25 protein-coding genes are annotated in these 26,960 nt (G+C 60.8%); 18 read left to right on the top strand and 7 right to left on the bottom strand.

Going from position 1 to position 26,960, the window contains the following annotated elements:
- Positions 1-11: 11 nt before the first annotated feature.
- The 3 genes from K7H22_RS13305 to miaA all read right to left on the bottom strand — a co-directional run bounded on the left by K7H22_RS13305 (position 12) and on the right by miaA (position 3,881).
- The gene (locus tag K7H22_RS13305; RefSeq protein ID WP_230801347.1) at positions 12-1,673 is read right to left on the bottom strand and encodes an ABC transporter substrate-binding protein; all 1,662 of its coding nucleotides are present in this window, start codon (positions 1,671-1,673) and stop codon (positions 12-14) included.
- Between the two features lie 379 nt (positions 1,674-2,052).
- Positions 2,053-2,892, bottom strand: a complete 840-nt coding sequence (locus K7H22_RS13300) for a helix-turn-helix transcriptional regulator (RefSeq protein WP_230801346.1) — start codon at positions 2,890-2,892, stop codon at positions 2,053-2,055.
- 104 nt (positions 2,893-2,996) lie between these two features.
- Positions 2,997-3,881: a tRNA (adenosine(37)-N6)-dimethylallyltransferase MiaA gene (gene miaA / locus K7H22_RS13295; protein WP_230801345.1), complete on the bottom strand. Its 885-nt coding sequence runs from the start codon at positions 3,879-3,881 to the stop codon at positions 2,997-2,999.
- A gap of 138 nt (positions 3,882-4,019) precedes the next feature.
- Between miaA and pyrH the strand changes: the two genes are divergently transcribed.
- The 12 genes from pyrH to lpxB all read left to right on the top strand — a co-directional run bounded on the left by pyrH (position 4,020) and on the right by lpxB (position 16,428).
- Entirely contained in the window at positions 4,020-4,769 is a 750-nt protein-coding gene (gene pyrH, locus K7H22_RS13290; protein ID WP_230801344.1) for a UMP kinase, read from the top strand.
- 57 nt (positions 4,770-4,826) lie between these two features.
- The gene (frr, locus tag K7H22_RS13285) at positions 4,827-5,393 is read left to right on the top strand and encodes a ribosome recycling factor (RefSeq protein ID WP_230801343.1); all 567 of its coding nucleotides are present in this window, start codon (positions 4,827-4,829) and stop codon (positions 5,391-5,393) included.
- Positions 5,394-5,427: 34 nt separating this feature from the next.
- A complete protein-coding gene (gene uppS / locus K7H22_RS13280; RefSeq protein WP_269063118.1) occupies positions 5,428-6,201 on the top strand; it encodes a polyprenyl diphosphate synthase in 774 nt (257 codons plus the stop codon).
- A 7-nt stretch (positions 6,202-6,208) separates the two neighbouring features.
- Positions 6,209-7,015: a phosphatidate cytidylyltransferase gene (locus tag K7H22_RS13275; RefSeq protein ID WP_230801342.1), complete on the top strand. Its 807-nt coding sequence runs from the start codon at positions 6,209-6,211 to the stop codon at positions 7,013-7,015.
- A complete protein-coding gene (gene dxr / locus K7H22_RS13270) occupies positions 7,012-8,184 on the top strand; it encodes a 1-deoxy-D-xylulose-5-phosphate reductoisomerase (protein WP_230801341.1) in 1,173 nt (390 codons plus the stop codon). The genes K7H22_RS13275 and dxr overlap by 4 nt, the downstream gene beginning before the upstream one ends.
- 37 nt (positions 8,185-8,221) lie before the next feature.
- Positions 8,222-9,565, top strand: a complete 1,344-nt coding sequence (gene rseP / locus K7H22_RS13265) for an RIP metalloprotease RseP (protein WP_230801340.1) — start codon at positions 8,222-8,224, stop codon at positions 9,563-9,565.
- Positions 9,566-10,001: 436 nt separating this feature from the next.
- Positions 10,002-12,356 carry an outer membrane protein assembly factor BamA gene (bamA, locus tag K7H22_RS13260; protein ID WP_230801339.1) on the top strand — a complete coding sequence of 785 codons (2,355 nt, stop codon included), beginning with the start codon at positions 10,002-10,004 and terminating at the stop codon, positions 12,354-12,356.
- Positions 12,356-12,991, top strand: a complete 636-nt coding sequence (locus K7H22_RS13255; protein WP_230801338.1) for an OmpH family outer membrane protein — start codon at positions 12,356-12,358, stop codon at positions 12,989-12,991. The genes bamA and K7H22_RS13255 overlap by 1 nt, the downstream gene beginning before the upstream one ends.
- 139 nt (positions 12,992-13,130) lie before the next feature.
- Positions 13,131-13,595 (top strand): 3-hydroxyacyl-ACP dehydratase FabZ, encoded by a 465-nt coding sequence (fabZ, locus tag K7H22_RS13250; RefSeq protein ID WP_230801337.1) that lies wholly within the window; start codon positions 13,131-13,133, stop codon positions 13,593-13,595.
- A gap of 3 nt (positions 13,596-13,598) precedes the next feature.
- Positions 13,599-14,384: an acyl-ACP--UDP-N-acetylglucosamine O-acyltransferase gene (gene lpxA, locus K7H22_RS13245; RefSeq protein WP_230801336.1), complete on the top strand. Its 786-nt coding sequence runs from the start codon at positions 13,599-13,601 to the stop codon at positions 14,382-14,384.
- Complete coding sequence (locus K7H22_RS13240; RefSeq protein WP_230801335.1) at positions 14,384-15,271, top strand: LpxI family protein; 888 nt, start codon at positions 14,384-14,386, stop codon at positions 15,269-15,271. Before lpxA ends, K7H22_RS13240 begins: the two co-directional genes overlap by 1 nt.
- A complete protein-coding gene (gene lpxB / locus K7H22_RS13235) occupies positions 15,268-16,428 on the top strand; it encodes a lipid-A-disaccharide synthase (protein ID WP_230801334.1) in 1,161 nt (386 codons plus the stop codon). The genes K7H22_RS13240 and lpxB overlap by 4 nt, the downstream gene beginning before the upstream one ends.
- Positions 16,429-16,486: 58 nt before the next feature.
- On the opposite strand, the gene mnmA is transcribed toward lpxB, so the two are convergent.
- Positions 16,487-17,629 (bottom strand): tRNA 2-thiouridine(34) synthase MnmA, encoded by a 1,143-nt coding sequence (mnmA, locus tag K7H22_RS13230; protein ID WP_230801333.1) that lies wholly within the window; start codon positions 17,627-17,629, stop codon positions 16,487-16,489.
- Between the two features lie 166 nt (positions 17,630-17,795).
- Between mnmA and K7H22_RS13225 the strand changes: the two genes are divergently transcribed.
- The 5 genes from K7H22_RS13225 to K7H22_RS20080 all read left to right on the top strand — a co-directional run bounded on the left by K7H22_RS13225 (position 17,796) and on the right by K7H22_RS20080 (position 23,494).
- Positions 17,796-18,074, top strand: coding sequence for a DUF1153 domain-containing protein (locus K7H22_RS13225; protein WP_230801332.1), 279 nt, complete (start codon positions 17,796-17,798; stop codon positions 18,072-18,074).
- 92 nt (positions 18,075-18,166) lie between these two features.
- Positions 18,167-18,883 carry a response regulator transcription factor CtrA gene (ctrA, locus tag K7H22_RS13220; protein ID WP_230801331.1) on the top strand — a complete coding sequence of 239 codons (717 nt, stop codon included), beginning with the start codon at positions 18,167-18,169 and terminating at the stop codon, positions 18,881-18,883.
- Positions 18,884-19,036: 153 nt separating this feature from the next.
- A complete protein-coding gene (ligA, locus tag K7H22_RS13215) occupies positions 19,037-21,160 on the top strand; it encodes an NAD-dependent DNA ligase LigA (protein WP_230801420.1) in 2,124 nt (707 codons plus the stop codon).
- Positions 21,157-23,247 (top strand): ATP-dependent DNA helicase RecG, encoded by a 2,091-nt coding sequence (recG, locus tag K7H22_RS13210; protein WP_230801330.1) that lies wholly within the window; start codon positions 21,157-21,159, stop codon positions 23,245-23,247. The genes ligA and recG overlap by 4 nt, the downstream gene beginning before the upstream one ends.
- Positions 23,248-23,371: 124 nt before the next feature.
- A complete protein-coding gene (locus K7H22_RS20080; RefSeq protein ID WP_269063117.1) occupies positions 23,372-23,494 on the top strand; it encodes a hypothetical protein in 123 nt (40 codons plus the stop codon).
- A 209-nt stretch (positions 23,495-23,703) separates the two neighbouring features.
- Here the strand turns inward: K7H22_RS20080 and K7H22_RS13205 are convergent, their stop codons facing one another.
- Entirely contained in the window at positions 23,704-24,156 is a 453-nt protein-coding gene (locus K7H22_RS13205) for an iron-sulfur cluster assembly scaffold protein (RefSeq protein WP_230801329.1), read from the bottom strand.
- A gap of 48 nt (positions 24,157-24,204) precedes the next feature.
- On the opposite strand from K7H22_RS13205, the gene hisI reads away from it, so the two are divergent.
- Positions 24,205-24,585 (top strand): phosphoribosyl-AMP cyclohydrolase, encoded by a 381-nt coding sequence (gene hisI / locus K7H22_RS13200; protein WP_230801328.1) that lies wholly within the window; start codon positions 24,205-24,207, stop codon positions 24,583-24,585.
- Positions 24,586-24,618: 33 nt separating this feature from the next.
- Here hisI and gluQRS read toward each other — a convergent pair whose 3' ends face one another.
- Together gluQRS and trmFO are read right to left on the bottom strand one after the other, a co-directional pair.
- Positions 24,619-25,482: a tRNA glutamyl-Q(34) synthetase GluQRS gene (gluQRS, locus tag K7H22_RS13195; RefSeq protein WP_230801327.1), complete on the bottom strand. Its 864-nt coding sequence runs from the start codon at positions 25,480-25,482 to the stop codon at positions 24,619-24,621.
- Positions 25,483-25,528: 46 nt separating this feature from the next.
- Positions 25,529-26,887: a methylenetetrahydrofolate--tRNA-(uracil(54)-C(5))-methyltransferase (FADH(2)-oxidizing) TrmFO gene (gene trmFO / locus K7H22_RS13190; RefSeq protein ID WP_230801326.1), complete on the bottom strand. Its 1,359-nt coding sequence runs from the start codon at positions 26,885-26,887 to the stop codon at positions 25,529-25,531.
- Positions 26,888-26,960 lie beyond the last annotated feature (73 nt).

The raw sequence follows: 26,960 nt of genomic DNA, 5'->3' as shown, positions 1-26,960 counted from the left end.
TTCCAGCCTGATCAGGCGGCTGTGCCCCATTTGTAGTGGTGATGCTCGAAGGCAATATGCATCTCGTTGCCGACAAAGCCTTCGCGTGAGTGGCGGTACAGCGAACGCCAGTAGGGCTGGATGGTTACGCCCTCTTCCTGCACGATAGCCTGCATCTTGGCGCTGACCTCGCGACGTTTGTCGGCATCGGCAATCGCCAGCGCCTCTTCCAGCAGGGCGTCGAATTCGGGGTTGGCCCAACCAAATTCGTTCCACGCCTCGCCCGAACGATAGGCCACGGCATAGACCTGCACACCTAGCGGGCGGTGGTTCCAGTTTGTCGCGCTGAACGGATATTTCGTCCAGTCGTTCCAGAAGGTCGAGCCGGGCAGGATCGTGCGCTTCACGTTGAAGCCCGCATCGCGTAGCTGTGCGCCCACCGCATCGCAGGTGTTGCGCATCCAGTCATCGTCCAGCGAGGTGATCTCGTGCTCGAAATCGGCCATGCCGGTTTCATCCAGCAGCGCCTTGGCCGCAACCGGATCAAGCGTCTGCGGCGGCAGTTCGGCATATTCGGGATGCACGGGCGCGACATGGTGGTTCTCGGCGGCGACACCCAGATTGCCATAGCCCAGTTCCAGACAGACAGCGTTGTTGACCGCCATCTGTATGGCTTGGCGCACACGCTTGTCCTCATAGGGGCGCATGCCGTTCACCTCGGCCAGCTGGTTGGGGCGGATCACCACGGTGGCGCCTGTCACTACCTCGGTCTTGACCAGTCCCAGACCGTCCATGATCTCGATGAACTCGCCCACGGATTCGTGCAGCATGTCCACTTCCGCAGATTCCAGCGCCGACAGCCATGCTGCGCTGTCCGTGCCGAAATCAATGTATTCGATCCGGTCCAGATAAGGCCCGCCATAAACGTCGGTGCCCCACCATGTGTGATCTTCATTGCGCGTCAGCACGCATTTCACGCCGACTTCCAGTTCTTCGATGATGTAGGGGCCGGTGCCGACATTCTGCATCTCGTCGGGATTGTAGCTGCTGTGTACCACAGCGGCAGGATAATCCGAGAAGTTGGCGATGATCGCGATATCGGGCGAGGACAGGTTCAGGCGAACAGTCATGTCGTCTACAACCTCGATCGCGCCTTCGCGCGCCTCGCCGGTGGCGTCGTCGATCAGGCTGCCGACGCGGGCGGCCATGGAATTGCCCTCGACGCTGCGTTCGCACCAGCGTGCGATGTTGCGGGCCACGTCTTCGGCTGTAAAGGCATCCCCGTTATTCCATGTCACCCCGGGGCGCACGTTCAGGGTATATTGGGTCGCGTCGTCATTCACCTGCCAGCTTTCCAGCAGCATACCGCGGAAGCTGCCGTCATTGTTGTATTCGACCAGATATTCCAGCGTGCCGCGGGTCTGGTTGGCGATCTCCGACCAGTCTGCGGTGCGCGTATCCTTGAGGGCGCGCAGGCTCATCTGGCAGCGCAATGTGCCACCCTGTACCGGTGTGGCCTGTGCCTGAACGGGGCTGTCCAACCCACCCAGCGCGTAGGCTGCGGCGGCTGTCACACCAAGACTGGTCGTGCGGGCCAGAAACTCGCGGCGGCTCAACTGTCCGGTCTTGAATTCGTCGGCATACATCAGTGCGGCTTTGTGCACCGGTTGATCCGTGAAGGTCGTATCTTTCATTTCCAACTCCCTGTGAGGCGTCTCATGCTTATTGAAGGCTGACCGGTCGACACTCGTGCCACCTGCGATGTTGCGAAACACCGTGGGTTTCATACGCCCTTCATCCTTAGGGGCATTCGGCACCAGTTTATGCGTTGCGTCAACGCATGCATTCGTCATTCTGTGGACCGAAAGCGACATCGACACCTAGCAAAAACGACATTCATGTCGCTGACAAGACATAAACGCGACGACTGCGTCAAGTTTACGCGATGGACTGGAACGGATAGGGCCGACGGCGCGCGGGTATTGCTGCATCAACGAGAATTTGACCGGCTTAACTGCCCAAAGCCACCATCCGTCATTTGCCTGACAGATGTGCCCTGACAGAGGGCGCAGGCTAGCGCTGTGCGCTGCGACGCAAATTGCTGGGCGACTGGCCGGTATGGTGCTGCACGAAACGCGAGAAATAGGCAGGGCTCGAGAAATTGAGGCTCTGCCCGATGTCCTGCAAGGGAAGGTCGGTGGTTTCAATCATGTCGCGGGCGGCATAAAGACTGCGTTGCGTCAGGATATCGGCGGCTGTCATGCCTGACGCATCACGGCAGGAACGGGTCAGATGCGTTGCCGTGACGCCAAGTTCAGCGGCATAATCGCCCATCAGTTTAGGGCTGGCGTAGTCCCTTGCCACCATCGCGCAATAGGCCTGCACCAGACGGTGCGCTGCGGGCATACGGTTATTCTCTGACGCAGTTTCGATCATCTGCCGCCGCAGCCAGACTGACAGCAGTATGGCATGCGCGCGCAGGGCTTCATCGACATGGGGGCGGTTGGTGCTTTGCTCGCGTTGCATCACGTCAAGCACGGCCGAGATTTCGGCCTGCGCCTGCACGTCGCGGATACGCAGATGCTGCGGCTCTTCTGGAAATCCGATATCGGTGCGGGGGGACAGATGGACCGCCAGACCGAAGCCTTGCTTGCCCAACTCGACCGAGATCAATGTATGCGCGGGCACAAAAACCGCGTTGTGGGTGCCGATCCCGCTGCGGAGACCTTGCAGGATCATGCGGCCCTGACCACGCGTGATCCACATCAGGATGTCATGGTCATGGCTGTGCACATGTTCCAGCCGCCACGGCGTGCCCCGCGCCATTTGCGCGATGCTGCCGATACGAATTGCGCCGCTCACGTTGTCGGGCGCGGGAAGAGGCTTTTCCGCTTTTGCCATGCCTGTTTGCATCTGGAATAACGCTCCGTCGATCTGTCGATCATTGCGTGGCAGCCTAGCAAGCATCATGCGGCATCAAAAGGGGATGGTTGAAAATTGGCAAGTCCGCGCGACAATCAGGCGGGTTCTGGCCGATAGGCCTGCCAGGCCCCCATGCGCGCCCTGAACCATGTGCGCTGCCGTTTGGCAAACTGGCGGGTGGCGATGGTGGCACGGTCGCGGGCTTGATCCAGCGTGATTTTACCGCGCAGATGGGCGATCAGCTCGGCGGCTCCGATGGCCTTGGCCGATAAGTCGTCAGGGTTCCAACTGTCCAGATTGGCGCGCGCCTCATCCAGTGCGCCGCCGGCCAGCATGGCGTCGAAACGCTGCACGATTCGGGCGTTCAGCCAGTCCTTGGGCGCATCGAACAGGATCGCGGTCGCCTGCGACAGCGGCAGCAGTGGCGGCGGCGTGTCGTCCTGCCAATCCGCCAGACCGCGCCCGGTGCCGCGCCACACCTCCCACGCGCGCTGCACACGCATTGGGTTGCGCTGGTCGATACGGGCGAGGGTCGCCGCGTCCAGATCCGCCAGAAGGGTTGCTATCCCGCCGTTTTGCAGGCGCGCTTCGGCCTCCGGGCGGATATGGGCGGGCAGGGTGGGGATCTGGGCCAGCCCTTCGGTCAACGCACTGAAATAAAGCCCTGTGCCACCCACGATGATCGGGCGCGGTCCGTGCAGCAAAGGGGTGATCTCGCGCAGCCAATGGCCCACGGAATAGGGCGCGTTTCCCGCGACATGACCATAGAGACGATGGGTGCAGCGCGCCTCGTCCGCGGCGTCGGGGCGCGCTGTCAGCACCCGCCAGTTGGCAAAAACCTGAATGGCGTCGGCGTTCACAATCACACCGCCTTGCTGCTCTGCGATGGACATGGCCAAGGCGGATTTGCCGCTGGCGGTGGGGCCTGCGATCAGGACGGGATGGTCAGCGGGGATCTGCGACAGGTCTGGCATGCTCATGCCCCGCCTGATAGCGGTATTCGGCGTGCCGCGTCAGCCCCCCGTCGTGGAATTTGTGTGGTGCGCGCTTCGCGGATTGAACCCGACGCCGTTTTGCGACATTTTGCGCGCGATCAGCCAAACCCGAACGGAGCCCCCATGCCAGACGCAGCCGATACCGCCACCACACCTGAGGGGCAGACGAAATTCCGCCGCGTGATGCTGAAAATCTCGGGCGAGGCGCTGATGGGCGATCAGGGGTTCGGCCTGCACCCGCCAACGGTGCAGCGCATCGCGCAAGAGGTGAAATCGGTCCATGATCTGGGTGTCGAGATCTGCATGGTCATCGGGGGCGGCAACATTTTTCGCGGGCTTCAGGGCAGCGCGCAGGGGATGGAACGCACCACGGCCGACTATATGGGGATGCTGGCGACCGTGATGAACGCGCTTGCGATGCAATCCTCGCTCGAGGCGTTGAACATCCATACCCGTGTGATCAGCGCCATTCCGATGGATCAGGTCTGCGAGCCCTATATCCGCCGCCGCGCCGTGCGCCATCTTGAAAAAAAGCGCGTCGTGATCTTTGCGGCAGGCACGGGCAACCCCTATTTCACGACAGACACTGCCGCGACCCTGCGTGCCAATGAAATGGCCTGCGAGGCGATTTTCAAAGGCACCAAGGTTGACGGCGTCTATGACAAAGACCCCAAGAAGCACGGAGATGCCAAGCGCTATTCCCGCGTCACCTATGACGAAGTGCTGGCGCAGCATCTGGGCGTGATGGATGCCAGCGCCATTGCGCTGGCGCGCGACAACAACCTGCCGATCATCGTTTTCTCGCTGGACGAGCCGGGCGGGTTCAAGGGAATCCTTGCGGGCAAGGGCACCTATACAACCGTGCACGGATAAGCGTATTGTGACAAGAAACCGCCTTGGCGGTCGACGGAAAAGGGAAAGAGCAGGACGATGTCTGACGAAGATTTCGAGATTGATACCGACGATCTGGAGCGGCGGATGGATGGTGCCATGGCGGCGCTGAAGACCGAATTCGCATCCTTGCGGACCGGCCGCGCCTCGGCCTCGATGCTGGAGCCTGTGATGGTCGAGGCTTATGGCCAGCGCACGCCGATTAATCAGGTGGGCACGATCAACGTGCCCGAACCGCGTATGGTCACGGTTAATGTCTGGGACAAGTCGATGGTTGGCGCTGTCGAAAAAGCTATTCGTAACAGCGGTTTGGGTATCAATCCTCAGCTTAACGGCACAATCATCATGCTGCCGATTCCCGAATTGAACGAGGAACGTCGCCGCGATCTGACCCGCGTGGCCGCGCAATATGCCGAAAATGCCCGCGTTGCCGTGCGCAACGTGCGCCGTGACGGGATGGACCAGATCAAGAAAGCCAAGGCGGGCGGCATGTCCGAGGATGACCAGAAATTCTGGGAAACCGCCGTGCAGGATCTGACCGACAAGTTCACCAAGATGGTCGATGCCGCGCTTGAAGGCAAACAGGCCGAGATCATGCAAGTCTGAGGACTTGCGGTTTCGCCTCAGGGAAAGGCCGTTCATGGCGCGCAGGACTTCTGACTCTCTTGCCCCCGTCCCGTCAGCCGCCTCTGCGGCGCCTGAGGCTGACGGGCAAGGCCCGCGCCATGTGGCGATCATTATGGATGGTAATGGCCGCTGGGCCACGATGCGCGGTCGGCCACGACTGTTCGGGCATCACGCAGGGGCAAGACGCGTCCGGGAAATCGTTGAGTCCTGTCCCGATCTGGGCGTCAAGTATCTGACAATATTCGCTTTTTCGACCGAAAACTGGAAGCGCACACAAGTCGAGGTTGCCGGGCTGATGAGCCTGTTTCGCCGCTATATCATCCGAGAGTCGCGCCAGTTGCGCGACGAAGGCGTGCGCGTGCGGTTTATCGGCGACCGCGTGCGGCTTGACCCGAAACTTGTGGTTCTGATGGACGAGCTTGAGCAGATGACCTCTCAGAATGATCTGGTGCATCTGACCATTGCACTGAACTACGGTGGCCGCGACGAGGTGGCGCGCGCCACGAAGCGGCTGGCGCAGGATGTGGCGCGGGGTGTGTTGAACCCCGACGATGTGGATGAGGAAACGCTGCCAAAGTATCTGGATACATGTGTTTTACCCGATCCCGATCTGGTTATCCGCACCAGCGGCGAGGCGCGTATTTCGAACTTTCTGCTCTGGCAGTCGGCCTATGCGGAATACGAGTTTGTCGATACGCTCTGGCCCGATTTCACCCGCGCTGAATTTGCCTGCCTGCTCAGCAGCTACGGCACGCGCGACCGCCGTTTTGGCGCCGTAAAAGCGTGAGGCAGCAATGACCGCATCGGTGCCCCCTTCGTCCAAATGGGAGGATCTCAAGACACGCACTCTGTCGGCGCTGCTGATGATCGCTGTCGGTGCGGTGGATATCTGGCTCGGGGGCGCATGGTTTCTGGCCATGATCGCGTTGGTTTGCGGCCTGATGATGTGGGAACTGGTGCGGATGCTGGAGCCCGGCAAGGTGATGCTGGCGCGCGCGCTTGGCGTGCTGGCCCTGTTATCCGTGGCGGTTGCGGTGAAGATGTCTTTTCTGGTCGATTTGCTGGCGCTGGCGGCGCCGGTGGTGGTAGGCGCGCTGCTGATCAGGGCGCAGCGTATTGTCTTCGTGCTCTATGCGCCGGTGATCATGCTGGCCGCTTACGGGCTGGTCACAGCGCGGGCACTGGAAAACGGGATCACATGGCTTGTCTGGCTGATTCTGGTGGTGGTGATCACCGATATAGCGGGATATTTTGCCGGACGCATGTTCGGCGGCCCCAAATTCTGGCCCTCTGTCAGCCCCAAGAAGACATGGTCGGGCACGGTTGCAGGCTGGATCGGGGCAGGGGCGCTTGGTGCGGTCTTCATGCCGGTCACAGGGGTGGGCGCGGTGTTGATCCTTGTCAGCATGATCACCTCTTTCGCCTCGCAGATGGGGGATATCGCGGAAAGTGCGATCAAGCGGCGGGCAGGTGTCAAGGACAGCTCGCGTCTGATTCCCGGTCATGGTGGCGTGCTGGACCGTTTTGACGGATTGATCGGGGCCGCACTTCTGGTGCTGATCGTGCTGATCGTATCGGGACGGGTGCCGGTGCAGCCATGAGGCGGGTCTCGGTTTTCGGCGCGACAGGGTCAATCGGACAGAACACGCTGGATCTGATCCGGCGCGCCCCTTCGGAATATCAGGTCGTGGCCCTGACCGGCGGGCGCAACATCGCAAAGTTGGCGGCGGATGCGCGCGCGCTCAAGGCCGAGCTGGCTGTGACCGCGCATGACGATCTTCTGGACGATCTGCGCAAGGCATTGGCAGGGTCCGGTGTGGCCGTCGCCGCAGGACAGGCCGCAATTACCGAGGCAGCAGCGCGTCCGGCGGACTGGACCATGTCGGCCATTATCGGCGCGGCGGGTCTTGCCCCGGGGATGGAGGCGTTGAAACAGGGCGGCACCCTTGCGCTGGCCAACAAGGAATCGCTGGTGACAGCAGGGCCCTTGCTGATGGCCGCAGCCGCTGCACATGATGCGCGTATCCTGCCAGTGGACAGCGAGCATTCGGCGATTTTTCAGGCGCTGGTCGGCGAGGATCTGGCCGCGGTCGAGCGGATCATCATCACCGCCAGCGGCGGGGCCTTCCGCGACTGGCCGCTGGAGAAACTGGCCCGCGCTACCTTGGCCGAGGCGTCTTGCCATCCCAATTGGGATATGGGGCAAAGGATCACGATCGATTCTGCGTCCATGTTCAACAAGGCGTTGGAAGTAATAGAAACAAGAGAGTTTTTTGGCGTAGCGCCAGATCGGATCGAAGTCATACTGCATCCTGAATCGCTGGTCCATGCGCTGGTCGGGTTCCGCGACGGTGCGCTGATGGCGCATGTGGGCGCCTCGGATATGCGGCACGCTATCGGCTATGCGCTGCACTGGCCCGAACGACGCGATCTGCCGGTGGCGCGGCTTGATCTGGCCGCAATCGGCACGCTGAATTTCCGTGCTCCCGATCCCGACCGCTATCCCGCATTGCGGTTGGCCCGCGACGTGATGCGGCGCGGCGGTCTGTCAGGCGCGGTTTTCAATGCTGCGAAAGAGCGTGCTCTGGATGCATTTATCGCCGGAGAAATCGGATTTCAGGACATGTCAGCGGTGGTCGAGGACGTTCTGACAGCAATGTCATCCGATAGCGGGCTGATAGATGGCGAGATTACCCTTGATACCGTGGCCCATGTGGACCATCTCGCACGGATAAGGGCCGACGAGGCCATGCAGGTGCGCGCGGTCTGACACCGCTGCCCCAGAGAACAGAAAGCAGGACCAGACCTTGGATATCGCAACGCTACTTCCCCAGTTCGGCAGTCTTGCCACCACGCTTTTCGCCTTTGTCGTGGCCCTTTCCGTGATCGTTGCAGTGCATGAATACGGCCATTACATCGTGGGGCGCTGGTCGGGTATCCATGCCGATGTGTTCTCGCTCGGGTTTGGTCCGGTGCTGTATTCGCGGATGGACAAGCGCGGTACGAAATGGCAGGTCGCGCTGCTGCCTTTTGGCGGTTTTGTGAAGTTTCGCGGTGATGCCGATGCGGCCTCGGCGGGGGTAGACGGGGCGGCGGTCCGCGAAATGACGTCTGCGGAACGGCGCAGCACCATGAGCGGCGCGCCGCTCTGGGCGCGCACTGCAACGGTTGCAGCGGGGCCGGTTTTCAACTTCGTGCTGGCGATTGTCGTGTTTACTGGGATTGGTCTGACGCGCGGCGTGGCGGTCGAACCGCTAACGGTGGGCGACCTGCGCCCCGTGGCCGCAGCACATGGCATTTTGCCCGGCGATGTGATCCTTGAGATCGAAGGTCAAAGCCTGCCGCAGATGGGCGAGGCGGGCTTTGGCGAGATGACTGAAACACTGCCAGCCGCGCCGTTGATGGACTATGTGGTTCTGCGCGACGGGCGCGAGATGACCGTGCAGGGGCCGCATCCGATGCCGCCTGTGGTTACGCAAACCTCGCCGCAATCGGCGGCCTTTGATAGCGGTCTTCGCAGAGATGATGTGATCGTCGCTGTGGATGGTGACCCGATTTACGCCTTCCGGCAGTTGCGCGAGAAAGTCGGCGCCGCGGACGGTGCGCCACTGCTTCTGGACGTGCTGCGCGACGGCGAGGCATTGCAGGTGACGTTGACCCCGCGCCGCGTGGATGAACCGCAGGCGGCAGGCGGGTTCGAGACGAACTGGCGCATCGGAATCATCGGTGGCTGGTTCTTTGACCCGCTGACGGAAAGCCCCGGGTTCGGCACTGCCCTGCTTACGGGCATCTCCAGCATGTGGGAGATCATGCGCGGTTCGATTTCGGGTCTCTATCACATGGTGACAGGCGCGATCAGCACCTGCAACATGTCCGGCCCCATCGGGATCGCCGAGGTTTCGGGCGCTATGGCCAGCCAGGGCACGGTGAATTTCATCTATTTCATTGCGGTTCTGTCCACAGCCGTGGGCTTGCTGAACCTGTTTCCGATTCCCGTGCTGGACGGGGGCCATCTGGTTTTCTACGCCTACGAGGCTGTCGCGGGCAAACCGCCCAGCGACAAGGTTTTGCGGGTGCTGATGACGGTTGGTCTGACGCTGATCCTGTCCTTGATGGTTTTTGCTGTCTCCAACGACCTCTTCTGCCCATAACCTGACCGCACAATTCAGGAAAAAGCGCGGAACACCCGACTTCAGGGCGGGTGGAAATAATCGCGTGCTGCGCCTTGCCCGCCAAAATATGGCCATATTCCGCCTATACACAGAGGGTTGGAAAATTTCGTTTGGATGGCGCATATGGATACGATTCAACGCGGCACACGTGGCCTCGGGCTTCTGTTTTCCCTGAATTGGGACAGAATCCTTTATCCTGCGACCATTTTTCTGGCGCTGAGCGCAGGGGCATGGCTGCCGCTTCTATTAGGTCTGGCGAAATAGCAGCGGCTTTTCATATCCGGTAAACCTGCCAATTCTTGCCAGCCCGCAACACCGATTGCGGGCTGATGTCGTTTACGCTTCTGGGCTTTTGACAATGGCCTGCTTTGCCGATAGTGACTTGGTCATCAATAACGCATGACTGGGTTGACCGATGACCAATCACATGGGAGAGCGGCACCGCGTCCGCAACAGGCTGAAATCCGGCAAAGGTAGCCTGACCGGCTGGTTGGGACCTGTGGTTCTGGCAGGGTTGTCGTTCGGGGTGATCTTGCCCGGCGATATCGCGCAAGCCCAGTCCTACAGTTTCAACTCGGTGCAGATCGACGGCAACCAGCGCATCGAAGCTGGCACGATTCTCAGCTATGCAGGTATCCAGCGCGGACAGACCGTTTCAGCCGCGCAGTTGAACGATGCCTATCAGCGTATTCTGGGCAGCGGCCTGTTCGAGGACGTGTCGATCGAACCGCGCGGTGGTACGCTGCTGATCAGCGTGACGGAATTCCCGACGATCAACCGCATCAACTTCGAGGGTAACCGCCGCCTCAAGACCGAAGCGCTGGAAGCGATCGTGCAATCGCAGTCGCGCCGGGTATTCAACCCGGCAACGGCAGAACGCGATGCTGCCGCCATTGCCGATGCCTATGCACAGGCAGGCCGCCTGGCCGCGACTGTTAACCCGCGGATCATCCGCCGCAGCGACAACCGAGTCGATCTGGTCTTCGAGATTTTCGAGGGCGGTCTGGTCGAGATCGAGCGTATCGGTTTTGTCGGCAACCGCGTCTTTTCGGATAACCGGTTGCGCCGCGTGTTGGAAACCAAGCAGGCCGGTCTTTTGCGCGCGGTGATTCAGCGCGACACATTCATTGCCGACCGGATCGAATTCGACAAACAGGTGCTTCAGGATTTCTATTTCTCGCGCGGTTACGTGGATTTCCGCACCACCGCAGTGAATAGTCAGCTTGCGCGAGAGCGGGACGGATTTTTTATCACCTTCAACGTGCAAGAAGGCCAGCAGTTCCGCTTCGGGGCCGTGACGACCTCAACCGACCTTCCCGATGTGAACCCTGACGATTTCTTTGCCGCCCTGAACATTCGTGAAGGTAATGTGTATTCTCCGATAGTTGTCGAGAATAACATCTCGCGACTGGAGCGTCTTGCGATCCAGAAGGGCCTGAATTTTGTGCGGGTCGAGCCGCGCATTGTGCGCAACGACCGCGACCTGACCCTGGATGTCGAGTTCGCGCTGGTGCGCGGCCCGCGCATCTTCATTGAACGGATCGACGTGGAAGGAAACGCCACTACGCTGGACCGTGTTGTGCGCCGCCAGTTCCGCGTGGCCGAGGGTGATCCCTTCAATCCGCGCGAGATCCGCGAAAGCGCCGAACGCATCCGCGCCCTTGGCTTTTTCAGCAATGCCGAGGTCAACGCCCGTGAAGGGTCGTCGCCAAATCAGGTGATTGTTGATGTGGATGTCGAAGAGCAACCTACCGGCAGTCTGTCATTTGGTGGCGCCTACGGAACAAATGGCGGCTTTTCCCTTGTGGCCAGCTTCAGCGAAACCAACTTCTTGGGCCGTGGCCAGCGTCTTGGTCTGACCTTCTCAGGGGCCGAGGAAAACCAAGCCTACGAGCTTCGGTTTACAGAGCCGGCGCTGCTGGGGCGCGATCTGGCCTTCGATTTCGAGCTTGGATACCGCGAAACCAACAACTCCTTTGCGGATTATGATACAGCCATTGCCCGTTTCAGCCCCGGCCTGACCTTTCCTGTCAGCGAGTCCGGCCGTTTACGTGCCTATTACAAGGTCGAAAGCGTCGAGATCAGCAATTATGAAAACACCGGCACATTGCTGGCCGCCGAGGAAGCGCAAGGCCAGCTCTGGAGCAGCTCGGTCGGCTATACCTACAGCTATGATAACCGTCGCACCGGTCTGACACCCGATACCGGATATCTTTTGCAATTCGGGCAGGAATTCGCAGGCGCAGGCGGCGATTCCACCTATATCAAGACCACGGCACGGGCACAGGCGCAGACCACGATCCTGAATGACGAGGTGACATTGCGCGCCTCTCTGGAAGGTGGATTGCTGAACTTTACGGATGGCACCAGCCGCGTAACCGACCGCTATCTGATCGGTGGCTCGATCATGCGCGGTTTCGCGCCGGACGGGATCGGACCGCGCGAGCGCACGCCCGACGGCTCTGTGAATGACGCTTTGGGCGGCAACATGTATGCCGTTGCCAAGCTGGAGGCGGAATTCCCGCTTGGCCTGCCCGAGGAATACGGCATTCGCGGCGGTTTGTTCTATGATGTCGGCTCGGTCTGGGATCTCGATATCACAAGCGGCAATACCCTATATGAAGACTTCTCGCTGCGCCACGTGGTCGGGGTCTCGATCCTATGGGATTCGGTGGTCGGTCCGCTGCGTTTCAACTTCTCGAAAGCTTTGCAGAAAGAAGATTTCGACGACGAGCAGACCTTCAACCTGTCGGTATCGACAAGGTTCTGATGCTGGTTCGGCGCCTGTCCCTTCAGGGCTGGCTTGCCTGTCTTGGGCTGGTCTTTCTTTGCGCGGCACCGCTTGCCGCGCAAGACAATCGGACCTTGCGCAGTCCGATCCTGTCGCTGGATCAGGAGCGGCTATTTGCGCGATCCGCATTCGGACAGCGTATCGCGGCGGAATTGCAGGCCGACAGTCTTGTGCTTGAGTCTGAAAACCGCCGGATCGAAGCCGCACTCGAGGCAGAAGAGAAAGACCTGACTGTCCGCCGCCCTGCCATGAGCCCCGAGGCGTTTCGCGCCCTTGCAGATGCTTTCGACACCAAAGTGCAGCGCATCAGGACCGAACAGGTTGCCAAGGCCCGCGATCTGGCGCAACGCAACGAGGAAGCGCAGCTCCAGTTTCTGGACACAGCGCGTCCGGTTCTGGAACAATTGATGCTGGATACGGGGGCTGTGGCCATTATCGACCCGCGCAGCGTGGTCATGAGCCTGAGCGTCATCGACGTGACCGAGGAGGCGCGGCGCCGTATCGACGCGATTATCGGTGACGGACGGAAACAGAACATGCCTGTCGCGCCGCCCGAAGCGCCGGCACCCGCGCCGGAACCGCCTGACGATGTACCGCCTGCCGGTAGCGACTGATGGTCGACATGCTTGCTCCAGCAGAACTGTCTTGCTACTGACAGGAACGAAACCGGCCGACAAGGCTAAGGGCCGGATCAGGCCCTGCAGCATCCGGTCCAAATAGATCATGACACGCAGAACCTGAACGGGGGGCAAGATGGCAGAGCCTTTGAAAAGCGCCGATATCCAGATGATCCAGCGGATATTGCCGCATCGCTATCCATTCCTTCTGGTGGACAGGGTGGTCGATATCGACGGCACATCCTCGGCGGTGGGCCTCAAGAATGTCACGATGAACGAACCGCATTTTCAGGGCCATTTCCCCGGCAATCCGATCATGCCCGGCGTCACAATCATCGAGGCGATGGCCCAGACTTCGGCGGTGATGGTCGGCGTGGCAATGGATATGGCCGACAAGGAGTTGCTGGTCTATTTCATGGCGATCGACGGTGCCAAATTCCGTCGCAAGGTCGTGCCCGGTGACGTATTGCGTATGACGATCACAACCCTGCGCGGCAAGCCCGGCGGTAAGGTCTGGCGGTTCAAGGGCGTCGCCGAGGTGGATGGTGAAATGGCTGCGGAATGCGAATTCACCGCGATGATGGATCTTCCCAAGGAGTAAACCATGTCCAGCCGGATACATCCCTCTGCCATTATCGAGGACGGCGCGCAGATCGGCGCGGATGTCGAGATCGGGCCCTTTTGCATTGTCGGTCCGCATGTCAGCCTTGATGATGGAGTGCGCCTGCACAGCCATGTTGTGCTGACTGGCCGCACCGAGGTGGGCGCGGGGACCGAAATCCATCCCTTTGCGGTGATCGGTGGCATCCCGCAGGATCTGAAGTTCAAGGGCGAGGAAACCCGTCTGGTCATCGGCGCGCGCAACCGCATCCGCGAGCATGTGACGATGAATACCGGCACCGACGGCGGTGGCGGTGTGACCCGCGTGGGCGATGACGGGTTGTTCATGGCAGGCTGTCACGTGGCCCATGATGTGCAGATCGGCAACCGCGTGATCGTGGTCAATAATGCGGCCTTGGCCGGACATTGCATCATTGCCGATGACGTGATCATCGGCGGGCTGTCAGGCGTGCATCAATTTGTGCGGATCGGGCAGGGTGCGATCATCGGGGCTGTCACGATGGTGACAAACGATGTGATCCCCTACGGGTTGGTGCAGGCCCCGCGCGGGGTGCTGGACGGGCTGAACCTTGTCGGTCTCAAGCGGCGCGGCGTACCGCGTACCGATATCACTGCTTTGCGCGCCGCCTTCCAGATGCTGGCACAGGGCGAGGGGGCGTTTCAGGACCGCGCCCGCCGCTTGGGCGAGGAAACCCAGAGCGACTATGTCCGACAGATCGTCGACTTTGTCACCGGCGGTTCCGACCGCTCGTTCCTGACGCCGGGCTGATGCTGGCGCTGATCGCAGGGCGGGGGCTTTTGCCTGATCATATCGTGGCGGCGCAATCCGGCCCTGTTCTGGTTGCCGCGCTGGAAGGCTTTGCCCCTGAGCGTCTGACACCGGATATCACCTTCCGTGTCGAACGTCTGGGCAGCTTTATTGCCGAGCTTTCCGCGCGCGGCGTGACCGGTATCTGCATGGCAGGTGCCATCGGACGACCCGCGCTTGATCCGGCGATGATTGATTCCGCGACAATGCCATTCGTGCCGCGCATGATGCAGGCGCTGGGGCAGGGTGACGATGGCGCGCTGCGCGTGGTCATCGCGCTGTTTGAAGAGGCGGGATTCACCATTCATGCGGCGCAGGATATCTGCCCCGATCTATTGTTCCCCGCAGGCATTCCCACCAAGGCACAGCCCGGTCCGCAGCATGACGGCGCGGCACGTCTGGGCATGACCACATTGGCCCAGATGGGACGGGCCGATCAGGGACAAGCCTGCGTGGTCCGGCAAGGGGAAGTGCTGGCGCGCGAGGATGCGGATGGGACGGATGCAATGCTGCTTCGCCTTGCGATGGGCCAGACGGATCGTTCCGCAGAAGATCCGTTCGGACTTGGTATGGAAGTGCTTGGCAATGCCGTCACCGGCGCGCTGGATTGGTTGGGCGGGCAGGCGGTTCCCGACCGGTCGGGCGCAATCCTGTTCAAAGGCCCCAAACCGGCGCAGGACCGGCGCGTTGATCTGCCCACCATTGGCCCCGCTACGGCAGAAAACGCGGCGCTTGCAGGGCTAGACGGTATCGTGATCGAGGCGGGCGGCGTTTTCGTGATCGACCCGCTGCAAATGCTGCAAATCCTTGACGACAAGGGAATGTTCCTGTGGGTGCGTGCGCCATGAAGGTCTTTGTCATCGCGGGCGAAGCCTCGGGTGACAGGCTGGGTGCGGCCTTGATGGCGGGCCTCAAACAAATCGCGGCCCCCTCGTTTTCCGGTATCGGCGGGCCAATGATGCAGGCCGAAGGTCTGGACAGTCTGTTTGCGATGGACGAACTCAGCATCATGGGTCTGGCCGAGGTGCTGCCGAAATACCGCCATCTGAAACGCCGCATCGCGCAGACAGCGCTGGCTGTGCTGCAAACCCGCCCCGATGTTCTGATCACGATCGACAGCCCCGATTTCTGCCTGCGCGTGGCCAAACTGGTCAAGGCGCAAAGCAATATCCGCATCGTGCATTATGTGGCCCCTTCGGTCTGGGCTTGGCGTCCGGGACGGGCGGTCAAGATGGCGCGGGTGGTCGATCATGTGCTGGCCCTGCTTCCGTTCGAACCGCCCTATATGCAGGCCGCAGGGATGGACTGTGATTTCGTGGGGCATCCGGTCGTGGCCGAACCGCAAGCCAGCATGGAAAAGGTACAAGCCTTCCGCGACCGGCACGGAATCGGCACTGCACCATTGTTACTGGCCCTGCCGGGATCGCGGCGCGGCGAGGTGGCGCGCCTTGCGCCGCGTTTCGGGGCTGCTTTGGCGCAGGTAATGCAAAGCCTTCCCGACTTGCGTATCGTGGTCCCGACAACGGCCAATGTTACAGGGATGGTCCAAGAATTTGCGGCCCACTGGCCTGGGACGCCACTGGTCCTTGATCCGCATTCCATGTCCACTTCCGCCTATCAGGCTGAAAAGCGCGCCGCGTTTCGCGCCGCCGATGTGGCATTGGCAGCGTCCGGTACGGTCTCGCTGGAACTGGCTGCGGCGGATACGCCGATGGTGATTGCCTATGACATGAACCCGATGAGTCGGTTTTTGATCGGGTGGATGCTGCAAATCGACACCGTCACCTTGGTCAACCTGGTCTCGGAAACCCGCGCCGTGCCGGAATGTCTGGGCCGCGACTGCACGCCTGACAAGATCGCCTTGGCCCTCAAGAACGTGATGGCCGCGCCGCAGGCACAAGAAACGGCGATGCGCCTGACGATGGAACGACTTGGCAAAGGTGGTCAGCCGCCGGGTTTGCGTGCAGCTCATGCGATACTTAAGAGATTGCCATTAAGTAACTGAATAAGAGTACCAATCTGCTAAAAAAACTCAGAAGTCAAATGTCGGAAAAAGCGCGTGATCAGCCCTTCCAGATCCAGCCACCACCCAGTACGCGGGTGCTTGAGGGATCATAGAAAACGCAGGCCTGTCCGGGTGATATGCCTTCCTCGGGGGTCAGCAATTCGACCGTGGCGGTCGTGGTCGACAATGGCCGGATCACCGCCTCGCGCGGGGGGCGGGTCGAGCGGACCTTGACCGTCACGTGCCATTCATCAGCGCTGCCAAACGGGGTGTCACCCAGCCAGTTGATCTCGCGCAGCGGCACGATACGGGTCGACAGCATCTCTTTCGGGCCGACGACCACGCGCTTGGTATCGACATCCAGCTTTACCACATAAAGTGGATCTTCCAGCCCGCCGATGCCAAGGCCGCGCCGCTGACCGATCGTGTAATGGATGACACCTTTATGAGTGCCCAGAACCTGGCCCTGCACATCCACGATCTCGCCGGGCTCAGCCGCACCGGGGCGCAGCTTCTCGATCACGGCGGCATAGTTGCCATTGGGCACAAAGCAGATGTCCTGACTGTCAGGCTTGTCGGCCACAGGCAGGCCATAGCGCGCCGCCAGTGCCCTGGTTTCCGCCTTCGAGGTCAGATGACCCAGCGGAAAACGCAGAAAATCAAGCTGTTCTGCAGTCGTCGAGAACAGGAAATAGCTCTGGTCGCGCACCGCATCTGCGGCGGCGTGCAGTTCTGCGCCCATAGCACCCATCTTGCGCTGGATATAGTGCCCCGTCGCCATGCAATCAGCTTCAAGATCGCGGGCGGTCCCCAGCAGATCCTTGAATTTCACACGCTCGTTGCAGCGGATGCAGGGCACAGGGGTTGCGCCCGCCAGATAGCTGTCGGCGAACTCGTCGATCACGGCATCCTTGAAGACATTTTCGTAATCCAGAACGTAATGTGGAAAACCCATGGTTTCGGCCACGCGCCGCGCATCATGGATATCCAGACCGGCGCAGCAGGCGCCCTTCTTGGCCAGCGCCGCACCATGATCGTAAAGTTGCAGCGTGACACCTACCACATCATAGCCTTCCTCGGCCAGTTGCGCGGCCACGACCGAACTGTCGACGCCGCCTGACATGGCCACCACAACGCGCGTTTGCGCGGGTGGCTTGGCAAAGCCAAGCGAGTTCAGCGGGTGGTCGGTATCAAGGGCCATTGTGGCCTCCTTGCATCGTGGGGATCTGTGGCAGATGGCGGGCTGCTGTCTGGACTGCCGGAAAGTCTGCGAGAATATAGGAAAATCCGAGACACTCTCAACCCCCTGTTTCACCTGCTGTTAAGCGGGTTTGCGCAGATTGCGGCAAAAGGAAAGGAAAACAGGCATGTATCTGAAGAAGCTTGAAGGTCCTCGGGCGGTGACGTTGCCCGACGGCTCTGTGATGACGCGTGCGGATCTGCCACCTGCCGACACCTGCCGATGGGTGGCCAGCCGCAAGGCCGCCGTGGTGCGTGCCGTGCTCAGCGGTTTGATCACGCGGGCCGAGGCGTTGGAACGCTATGCCCTGAGCGAGGATGAATTCGAAGGCTGGCTCAAGGCCATACACGCACACGGTGTATCCGCCCTGAGGGCGACGGCCGTGCAAAAGTATCGACAACCATAGGGTGCACTGATATGAATCTAGGGGTAAGTAACCGTAGGTTAACTAATTTTTGTGAAGGTGACCGTCGACTGTGACCCTTGATGGAGTGTTTTATGCGAGTGCTGCTTGTCGAAGACGACCCGACGATTTCCAGAAGCATCGAAATGATGCTGACCCATGCCAACCTTAACGTGTATACTACCGATCTGGGCGAGGAAGGGATCGACCTTGCCAAACTCTATGATTACGACCTGATCCTGCTGGATCTGGGCCTGCCAGACATGCACGGGCATGAGGTGCTGCGCCAGTTGCGCGTGGCCCGCGTGGATACACCCATCCTGATCCTGTCAGGGGCAGATGATACCGAGAACAAGATCAAGGGCTTTGGCTTCGGGGCGGATGACTACCTGACCAAACCCTTCCACCGCGAGGAACTGGTGGCGCGCATCCACGCGATTATCCGCCGCTCCAAGGGGCATTCGCAATCGGTGATCCGTACCGGAAAGATCAATGTCAATCTGGATGCGAAAACCGTGGATGTGGCTGGCAAGGGCGTGCATCTGACCGGCAAGGAGTACCAGATGCTGGAACTTTTGAGCCTGCGAAAGGGCACGACACTGACCAAGGAGATGTTTCTCAACCATCTTTATGGCGGTATGGACGAGCCGGAGTTGAAGATCATCGATGTGTTTATCTGCAAACTTCGCAAGAAACTGGCCGTGGCGACGGAAGGCGACAATTACATCGAAACGGTCTGGGGGCGCGGTTATGTGCTGCGTGATCCAGACCCTGCCATGATGGGGGATCACCGTCTGGCCGTGGGGGCTTGAGGGGCGCGGGAATTCGGTCAGCAACGCAGACGCGGACACCACTCACGGACTGGACCTTGCGGGCAAGCCCTTCTATCTCTGGTGCATGATCCATGCGCCGGCGGACAGGGGGCTTTTGTGACGCAGAAAACGCAAAACGATGCGGATGCGCGAATGATCGCGGGTTGCGCCCCCGAAGACTTGACCCCTGCCGAGGCCGCGCAGGAACTTGCACGGCTGGCGGCTGCTCTGGATGCCGCGAATCTGGCCTATCACCAGCGCGACATGCCCGAGATTTCGGATGCGGATTATGACCGGCTCAAGCAGCGCAATGCGCGGATCGAGGCGCTGTTCCCCGATCTCAAGCGCCCGGACAGTCCCAGCGATCAGGTCGGCGCGCGTCTGGCCGAAGGCTTTGGTAAAATCACCCATGCCGTGCGGATGCTGTCGCTTGGCAATGCCTTTGACGATGACGAAATCACGGAATTCGATGACTATATCCGCAAATATCTGAGCCTTGGCGCCGGCGGTCTGGCCTATACTGCTGAACCCAAGATTGACGGGCTTAGCCTGTCCTTGCGATATGAACAGGGTATTCTGGTGCACGCCGCCACGCGCGGTGACGGGACGGTGGGCGAGAACGTGACCGAGAATGCCCGCACCATTGCCGATATTCCTGTCACGCTGACAGGCGCGCCCGATATTCTGGAAGTGCGCGGCGAGGTCTATATGAGCCATGCCGACTTTGCCGCCCTGAACGACAGGCAGGCAGAGACGGGGGCAAAGTTGTTCGCCAATCCTCGCAATGCCGCCGCGGGCTCGCTGCGCCAGCTTGATGCGGCGATCACCCGCGCCAGACCGCTGCGGTTTTATGCCTATGGCTGGGGTGCGCTATCCGCGCCGCTATCGGAGACACAGATGGGTTCGATAACCCGTCTGGCATCATTGGGATTCGTGACCAATGAGCTGACAAGGCTCTGCCAGGGGCCCGACGAGATGCTGGAGCATTACCGCGCCATCGAAGCGCGTCGCGCGACCTTGGGCTATGACATCGACGGCGTCGTCTACAAGGTAAACGATCTGGCGTTGCAGGCGCGCCTTGGTTTCCGCTCGACAACACCACGTTGGGCCCTGGCGCACAAGTTTCCTGCCGAACTGGCCTGGACGCGGCTTGAGGGGATCGACATTCAGGTGGGGCGCACCGGTGCGTTATCGCCTGTGGCGCGGCTTTTGCCGGTGACTGTCGGCGGTGTCGTCGTGTCAAATGCCACCCTGCATAACGAGGATTACATCGCGGGGCGCGACTCGCGTGGGCAAGAGATCAGGGACGGAAAGGATATTCGCATCGGCGATTGGGTGCAGGTCTACCGCGCCGGTGATGTGATCCCCAAGATCGCGGATGTGGATCTGGGCAAACGTCCGCCAGAGGCTGCCGCCTATACCTTCCCCGATACTTGCCCCGAATGCGGCTCTGCTGCGATCCGCGAGGAAGGCGATTCGGTGCGCCGCTGCACAGGTGGTCTGATATGTCCGGCGCAAGCTGTTGAAAAATTGAAGCATTTTGTCAGTCGCGGCGCTTTCGACATCGAGGGGCTGGGTGCCAAACAGGTCGAAATGTTCTATCATGACGATCTGCTGCCCGTCCGCGAACCAGCAGATATCTTCACCTTGCGCGACCGCGATGCCGCGCAACTGGCGCGCCTGAAAAACCGCGATGGTTGGGGCGATCGAAGTGCCGGTAACCTGTTTCAGGCGATTGACGAGAAACGGAAAATTCCCTTCGAGCGGTTGCTCTTCGCGCTGGGACTGCGCCATGTCGGCGAGGCGGCTTCGAGCCTGATCGCAACACATTACGGCACATGGGACAATTTTGTCGCCGCGATGGACGGGGCGGCCGCCTGTGAAGGGCCGGATTGGGACGATTTGCTGTCGATTGATGGCGTGGGCAAGGTCATGGCGCGCGCATTGGTCACGGCTTTCGCGCAACAGGCCGAGCGTGCCAGCATCGACAGGCTTGTCGCGCATCTTGATGTGCAGGAGGCCCGGCGCGTTCAGGCAGACGACAGCCCCGTTGCGGGAAAGACCGTTGTCTTTACCGGAACACTGGAAAAGATGACGCGGGCGGAGGCCAAATCGCGGGCCGAGGCTATGGGCGCCAAGGTGGCAGGGTCGGTCAGCGCCAAGACCGACATTCTTGTTGCAGGGCCGGGGGCCGGGTCCAAAGCCAAGAAGGCTGCGGAACTGGGGATCGAAACGCTGGACGAGGATGGCTGGTTGACCCTGATCGGCGCGACATGACCGGGCGCCCCGAGAGTCTGTTTCCGCTTTTCGCGGGGATCGAGACCCTGGAAGGGGTCGGGCCGAAAACCGCGCAACTGCTGGAGCAGATCCAGATAACGCGGCCGCGCGATCTGGTTTTCACCTTGCCGCATTCCGGTATCGACCGTGCGCGACGTGTATCGGTGCGGGACGCGGTGCTGCCACAGGTGATCACTGTCGAGGTCGAGATCGGCAAGCACACGCCTTCACGCACCAAAGGTGGGGCCTACCGGATCACGGTGGAAGACGCGGGCACGTCCTTTCAACTCGTCTTCTTTCATGCGCGCGGCGATTATTTGCAAAAGCAACTGCCAACAGGGCAGCGGCGTATCGTGTCGGGCCGGGTGGAACTGTTCGACGGGATCGCGCAGATGGTCCATCCCGATCACATCCTGCCCGTCGACGATGCAGAGGAAATACCGCTGTTTGAACCTGTCTATCCGCTGACCGCCGGTGTCAGCCAGAAGCAGATGTTCAAGGCGGTTCAGGGGGCGATGAAACGGCTGCCCGATCTGGCCGAGTGGATTGATCCCGAACAAAAGCGCAGGGCGAACTGGCCTGACTGGGCGGATGCGGTGCGGGCCGCGCATGCGCCGCAGCGGTCCGAGGATCTTGCGGTTACCTCTCCCGCGCGGGAACGGCTGGCCTATGACGAGATGATGGCCCACCAGATCACGCTGGCCTTGGCGCGCGCGACGTTGCGGCGCGCCAAGGGGCGCGAAAGCCATGGCACCGGCCGGTTGCAAGCGCGAGTGATGGCCTCGCTGCCCTATACGCCGACGGGCGCGCAGATGCGCGCGATCGAGGAGATTGCCCGCGACATGGCGCAACCGCAGCGGATGAACCGGTTGTTGCAGGGCGATGTGGGGGCGGGCAAGACGCTTGTTGCCTTTCTGGCACTGCTGGTCGCCGTGGAATCCGGTGGGCAGGGGGTGATGATGGCCCCGACCGAGATACTGGCGCGCCAACATCTGGAAAGCCTGCGTCCGATGGCCGAGGAGGCCGGTGTCGTTCTGGAACTGCTGACCGGTCGCGACAAGGGGGCCGAGCGCCGTGCCAAGCTGGAGGCTTTGGCGCGCGGAGACATCCAGGTTTTGCTGGGCACGCATGCGGTGTTCCAGAAGGACGTGGAGTTTGCCGATCTGCGGCTGGCTGTGGTGGATGAACAGCACAGATTCGGTGTGCGCCAGCGGCTTGAACTGGGGCAGAAAGGGGCCAGTGCGGATGTGCTGGTGATGACAGCCACCCCGATCCCGCGCAGTCTTGCGCTGGCGCAATATGGTGACATGGACGTGTCGGTGCTGGATGAAAAGCCGCCCGGACGCTTGCCGATCAAGACCGCGATGGTATCGACCACGCGGATGGAAGAGGTGGTCAACCATCTGCGCCGTGCCATTCTGGACGGGCGACAGGCCTATTGGGTCTGCCCTTTGGTGGATGAAAGCGAGGTTGTCGATCTGACGGCGGCCGAGGAACGGTTCAAACATCTGCGCGCGGTTCTGGGTGAGGGGAATGTCGGGCTTGTGCATGGCCAGATGCCTGCCGCCGACAAGGATGAGGCGATGGCGGCGTTTCAGGCCGGACGCACGGCGGTTCTGGTGGCCACGACGGTGATCGAGGTGGGAGTGAACGTGCCCAATGCCACGATCATGGTGATTGAACAGGCCGAGATTTTCGGGCTGGCGCAGTTGCACCAGTTGCGGGGGCGCGTGGGCCGTGGCACGGGGGCATCGACCTGTTTGCTGCTTTATCGCGGGCCGCTGTCCGAAGCTGCGGAGCGCCGCCTGACAACCTTGCGCGATACCGAGGACGGATTCCGCATCGCCGAAACCGATCTGGAAATGCGGGGTGCCGGTGATCTGATCGGAACAGCGCAATCCGGCCTTCCACGGTTCCGTGTGGCGGATCTGGAGCGGCAGGCCCGTCTGATGGCCATCGCACAAAGTGATGCCCGCAAACTGATGTCGGATGACCCCGGCCTGACAGGTCCGCGCGGCAAGGCCGCACGGGTGTTGCTGTGGCTGATGGAACAGGATCGCGCAATCCGTTTGATTTCCGTGGGTTAGCATCGTTTCGACCTTTGTGACGCATCTTTGTTCTCAAATGTTCTCATAAAGTTCTTTACAGGCCGTAAAAGATATGAGAACAAAGGGGCAACAAACAGATTCAACCACGCGAAAGGACAATCCAATGCTCGACCAGATCAAGACTGTCGTCACACGCTCGCGCGACACACTTCTGTCGGATGCTTTGGGTGCAACCGCCCTGATGGTGATCCTTGTGGTTGGTCTGCATCTTCCCAGTTTCTCCTGAAAGGAGTCCGGTTTCTGCCTGCGGTCTTGGTCCGGTGGCGCGCTGCATCTCTGTCCCAAACTGATGCAAGCCTGACGGATACTGCCTGTTCCGACACATCTCAGGGTCATCCCCGACCCTGATGCTTTGCCCCGGTGCCGCCAAGACACGCCACTTTCCGCCGCCTTCCAGATGGAAGCGCGGCGGTTTTTTTGTTCAGAACTGTGGGGTCAGGCGCAATGCGCCTGTTCAGCCTCAACCATAGCCTGCACTGTGGCCTCAAGCGCCAGCAGGATCGAGGCGTGGCGGTTCTTGTAATCGCGCGCGGGGCGCAAGACCTCGAGCCCGTCAAAAGGCGCGGGCGGGGTGGGTCCATCGGATTTGAGCATCGTTTTCAGCGCCTCAAGCGCCTCTTCGATCTGTGGGCGCGTGCAGCCCATCACGGCATGACCAACCACAGCCGCCGCCGCCTGACCCAGCGCGCAGGCTTTCACATCCTGCGCGTAATCCGCGACCTTGCCATCCTTGAGGATCAGATCAACGGTCACGGTCGATCCGCACAGCGGCGATCGCCGCTTGACGGTGGCATCAGGATTCACCAGTCGGGCGGTATGCGGCATGTCTGCTGCCAGTGCCAGAATACGCGTGGAATACAATTTGATCAGATCTGTCTCGCCGCTCATGGGTTTCCCTTTTCAAACCATCCCTCTAAATAGGGTGGCCCATCCCTGTTGCAAAAGGTTTTTACCATGAAATTCGATCCTGACACGCTGGTTTACAACGAGGCCGGCCTGATTCCGGTGATCGCACAGGATGATGGCTCGGGGGAGGTGCTGATGATGGCCTGGATGAGTGCCGAGGCGGTTTCACGCACGCTGAGAACGGGGCGCGTAACCTATTGGAGCCGTTCGCGGCAGGCGTTCTGGATCAAGGGCGAAAGCAGTGGCCATGTCCAGGAACTGGTTGACATGCGCGTGGATTGCGACCGCGATTGCCTGCTGGTGCGTGTCCGGCAGACGGGGCCTGCCTGCCACACACACCGGCGCAGTTGTTTCTACACCGCGATACGGGACCGTGACGAGGTCGAACTAATGGCGCCGATGAAGAAATAGAAGTGAATGTTGTCAGTAAGATGAAGGGTGAGCCTAGAGCCCGATCATTTGCCTGATTTTCGCGGGCGTGATCCCGTCTGCGCGGTAGGTGCTGATGGCGCGCGCGTCGTCGCGTTTGGCAAGGCGTTTACCCATCTCGTCCCGGATCAGGCGGTGATGATGGTATAGCGGTGTCGGCAGGCCAAGGATCTGTTGCAGCATGACATGGATTTGGGTCGCGTCGAACAGATCATATCCCCGTGTCACATGGGTAATTTTCTGTGTCGCATCATCCAGCACCACCGCCAGATGATAGGAGGTGCCCATGTCGCGGCGGGCCAAGACCACATCGCCGACCTGACTGACAAGATACGCAGGATCAATGCTTTGCAACCCGCGTTGTTGTTCGGGGCCGCAGCCTGTCTCGGTGAATTGCAGCGGGTTTGTAAGGGTGTCTACCGCGCGCGCCATATTGAGGCGCAGTGCGGCATCAGGCAGAGGTTTGCTGCCATCGTGATCGCGGCGGCATGTGCCGGGATAGACCGGACCATCGGGTCCGGTTGGCGGGGTGGCGCCTTCTTGCGGAGCTGAACTGGCCTCGAGTATGTCGCGGCGCGTGCAGGTGCATTCATAGATCAGGCCGCGTTGCCAGAGGTTTTGTAAAGCCGTGCCATAAGCGGGCAGGCGGTCCGACTGGCGCATCACCGGGCCATCCCATGTCAAGCCTAGCCAGTGCAGATCATCGCCGATCTGCGCCTCCCATGCGGGGCGGGCGCGGGTCTGGTCGATATCTTCAATCCTGAGCAGAAAACGGCCCTGCGCGGCGCGGGCCATGTCATGGGCGAGGATCGCCGCATAGGCATGGCCGAGATGCAGCGGTCCCGTCGGAGATGGAGCAAATCTTGTAGAGATAGTCATACTATTACAACACATTGCCGAGTATGGCTGATGTGATGCATCAGCTTTATTGCGCGGCGATGCTGCTGGATTGCCCCAGCCAGTCCAACCATGCCGCCTTGGCGCGGTCTGTATAGGCTTTGTAGCGATCCTTGCGGCCTCGCCGTCCACCCTTGAGCCCGTCAATCGGCCGGAACAGGCCGAAATTGACGTTCATCGGCTGGAATGTCTTGGCTTCCGCGCCGCCGGTGATGTGGTGGATCAGCGCGCCCATGGCGCTGTCCTGCGGCGGGGTAACAGATGGCTGGCCAAGGATCTCGGCGGCGGCCATACGACCTGCCAGCAGGCCCATCGCGGCGCTTTCAACATAGCCTTCCACCCCGGTGATCTGTCCGGCAAAGCGGATATGCGGGCGCGAGCGCAGGCGCATCTGGTCATCCAGCAACGTCGGAGAGTTGATGAATGTGTTGCGGTGGATGCCCCCAAGACGGGCAAAGCTGGCGTCATGCAAGCCGGGAATCATTTTGAAAACAGCAGTTTGCGCGCCGTATTTCATTTTCGTCTGGAAGCCTACGATATTATAGAGCGTCCCAAGGGCGTTGTCGCGGCGCAGTTGGACCACGGCATAGGGCTTCCGGTCTGGCTGGTGAGGATTGGTCAGGCCCACCGGCTTCATCGGCCCGAAGCGCAGGGTCTCACGCCCGCGTTCAGCCATGACCTCGATCGGCAGGCACCCGTCGAAATAACCGGCAGTTTCGCCCTCGTGGAACTCTGTCTTGTCGGCGGCCAGCAGCGCGTCGATGAAACCCTCGTATTCGTCCTTGGTCATGGGGCAGTTGATATAGGCCTTTTGCTCGGCCTCGGTTTCGCCCTTGTCATAGCGGGACTGCTCCCATGCGACGGACATATCAATACTTTCGGCATAGACGATTGGCGCGATCGCATCGAAAAAAGCCAGTGCGTCGCTGCCGGTCTCGGCGGCGATGGCTTGGCCCAGGCCTTCGCTGGTCAAGGGGCCTGTGGCGATAATCCAGTGTCCAGCCGCGGGCAGGGCGGTGATTTCACCGTATTCGATCGTGATATTGGGATGTGCGGTCAGCGCAGCGGTGACCGATTCCGCGAATGGGTCGCGGTCCACGGCCAATGCGCCACCTGCAGGCAGGCGGTGTTTCTGCGCCATTTGCATGATCAGCCCGTTTGCCGCGCGCATTTCCCAGTGCAGCAGGCCTACGGCGTTCTGCTCGTCATCATCCGAGCGGAACGAGTTGGAGCAGACCATTTCAGCCAGATGGCCGGTGCGATGGGCGAATGTGCCGACCTTAGGGCGCATTTCGTGGATGACGACACGCACACCCATATGCGCGGCCTGCCAAGCGGCCTCTGATCCGGCCATTCCGCCGCCGATGATATGAAGGGTTTTGTCCATGACGGTGATCTAGGCCAAGTAAGGCGTCTTGGAAAGGGGGGAAGGGCAGGTCGAGTGGGTCACCCGTACAGAC

Source organism: Seohaeicola saemankumensis, from assembly GCF_021021435.1.
In the GTDB taxonomy this organism is placed as follows: domain Bacteria; phylum Pseudomonadota; class Alphaproteobacteria; order Rhodobacterales; family Rhodobacteraceae; genus Seohaeicola.
This window is presented reverse-complemented; position numbering and strand designations above follow the sequence as displayed.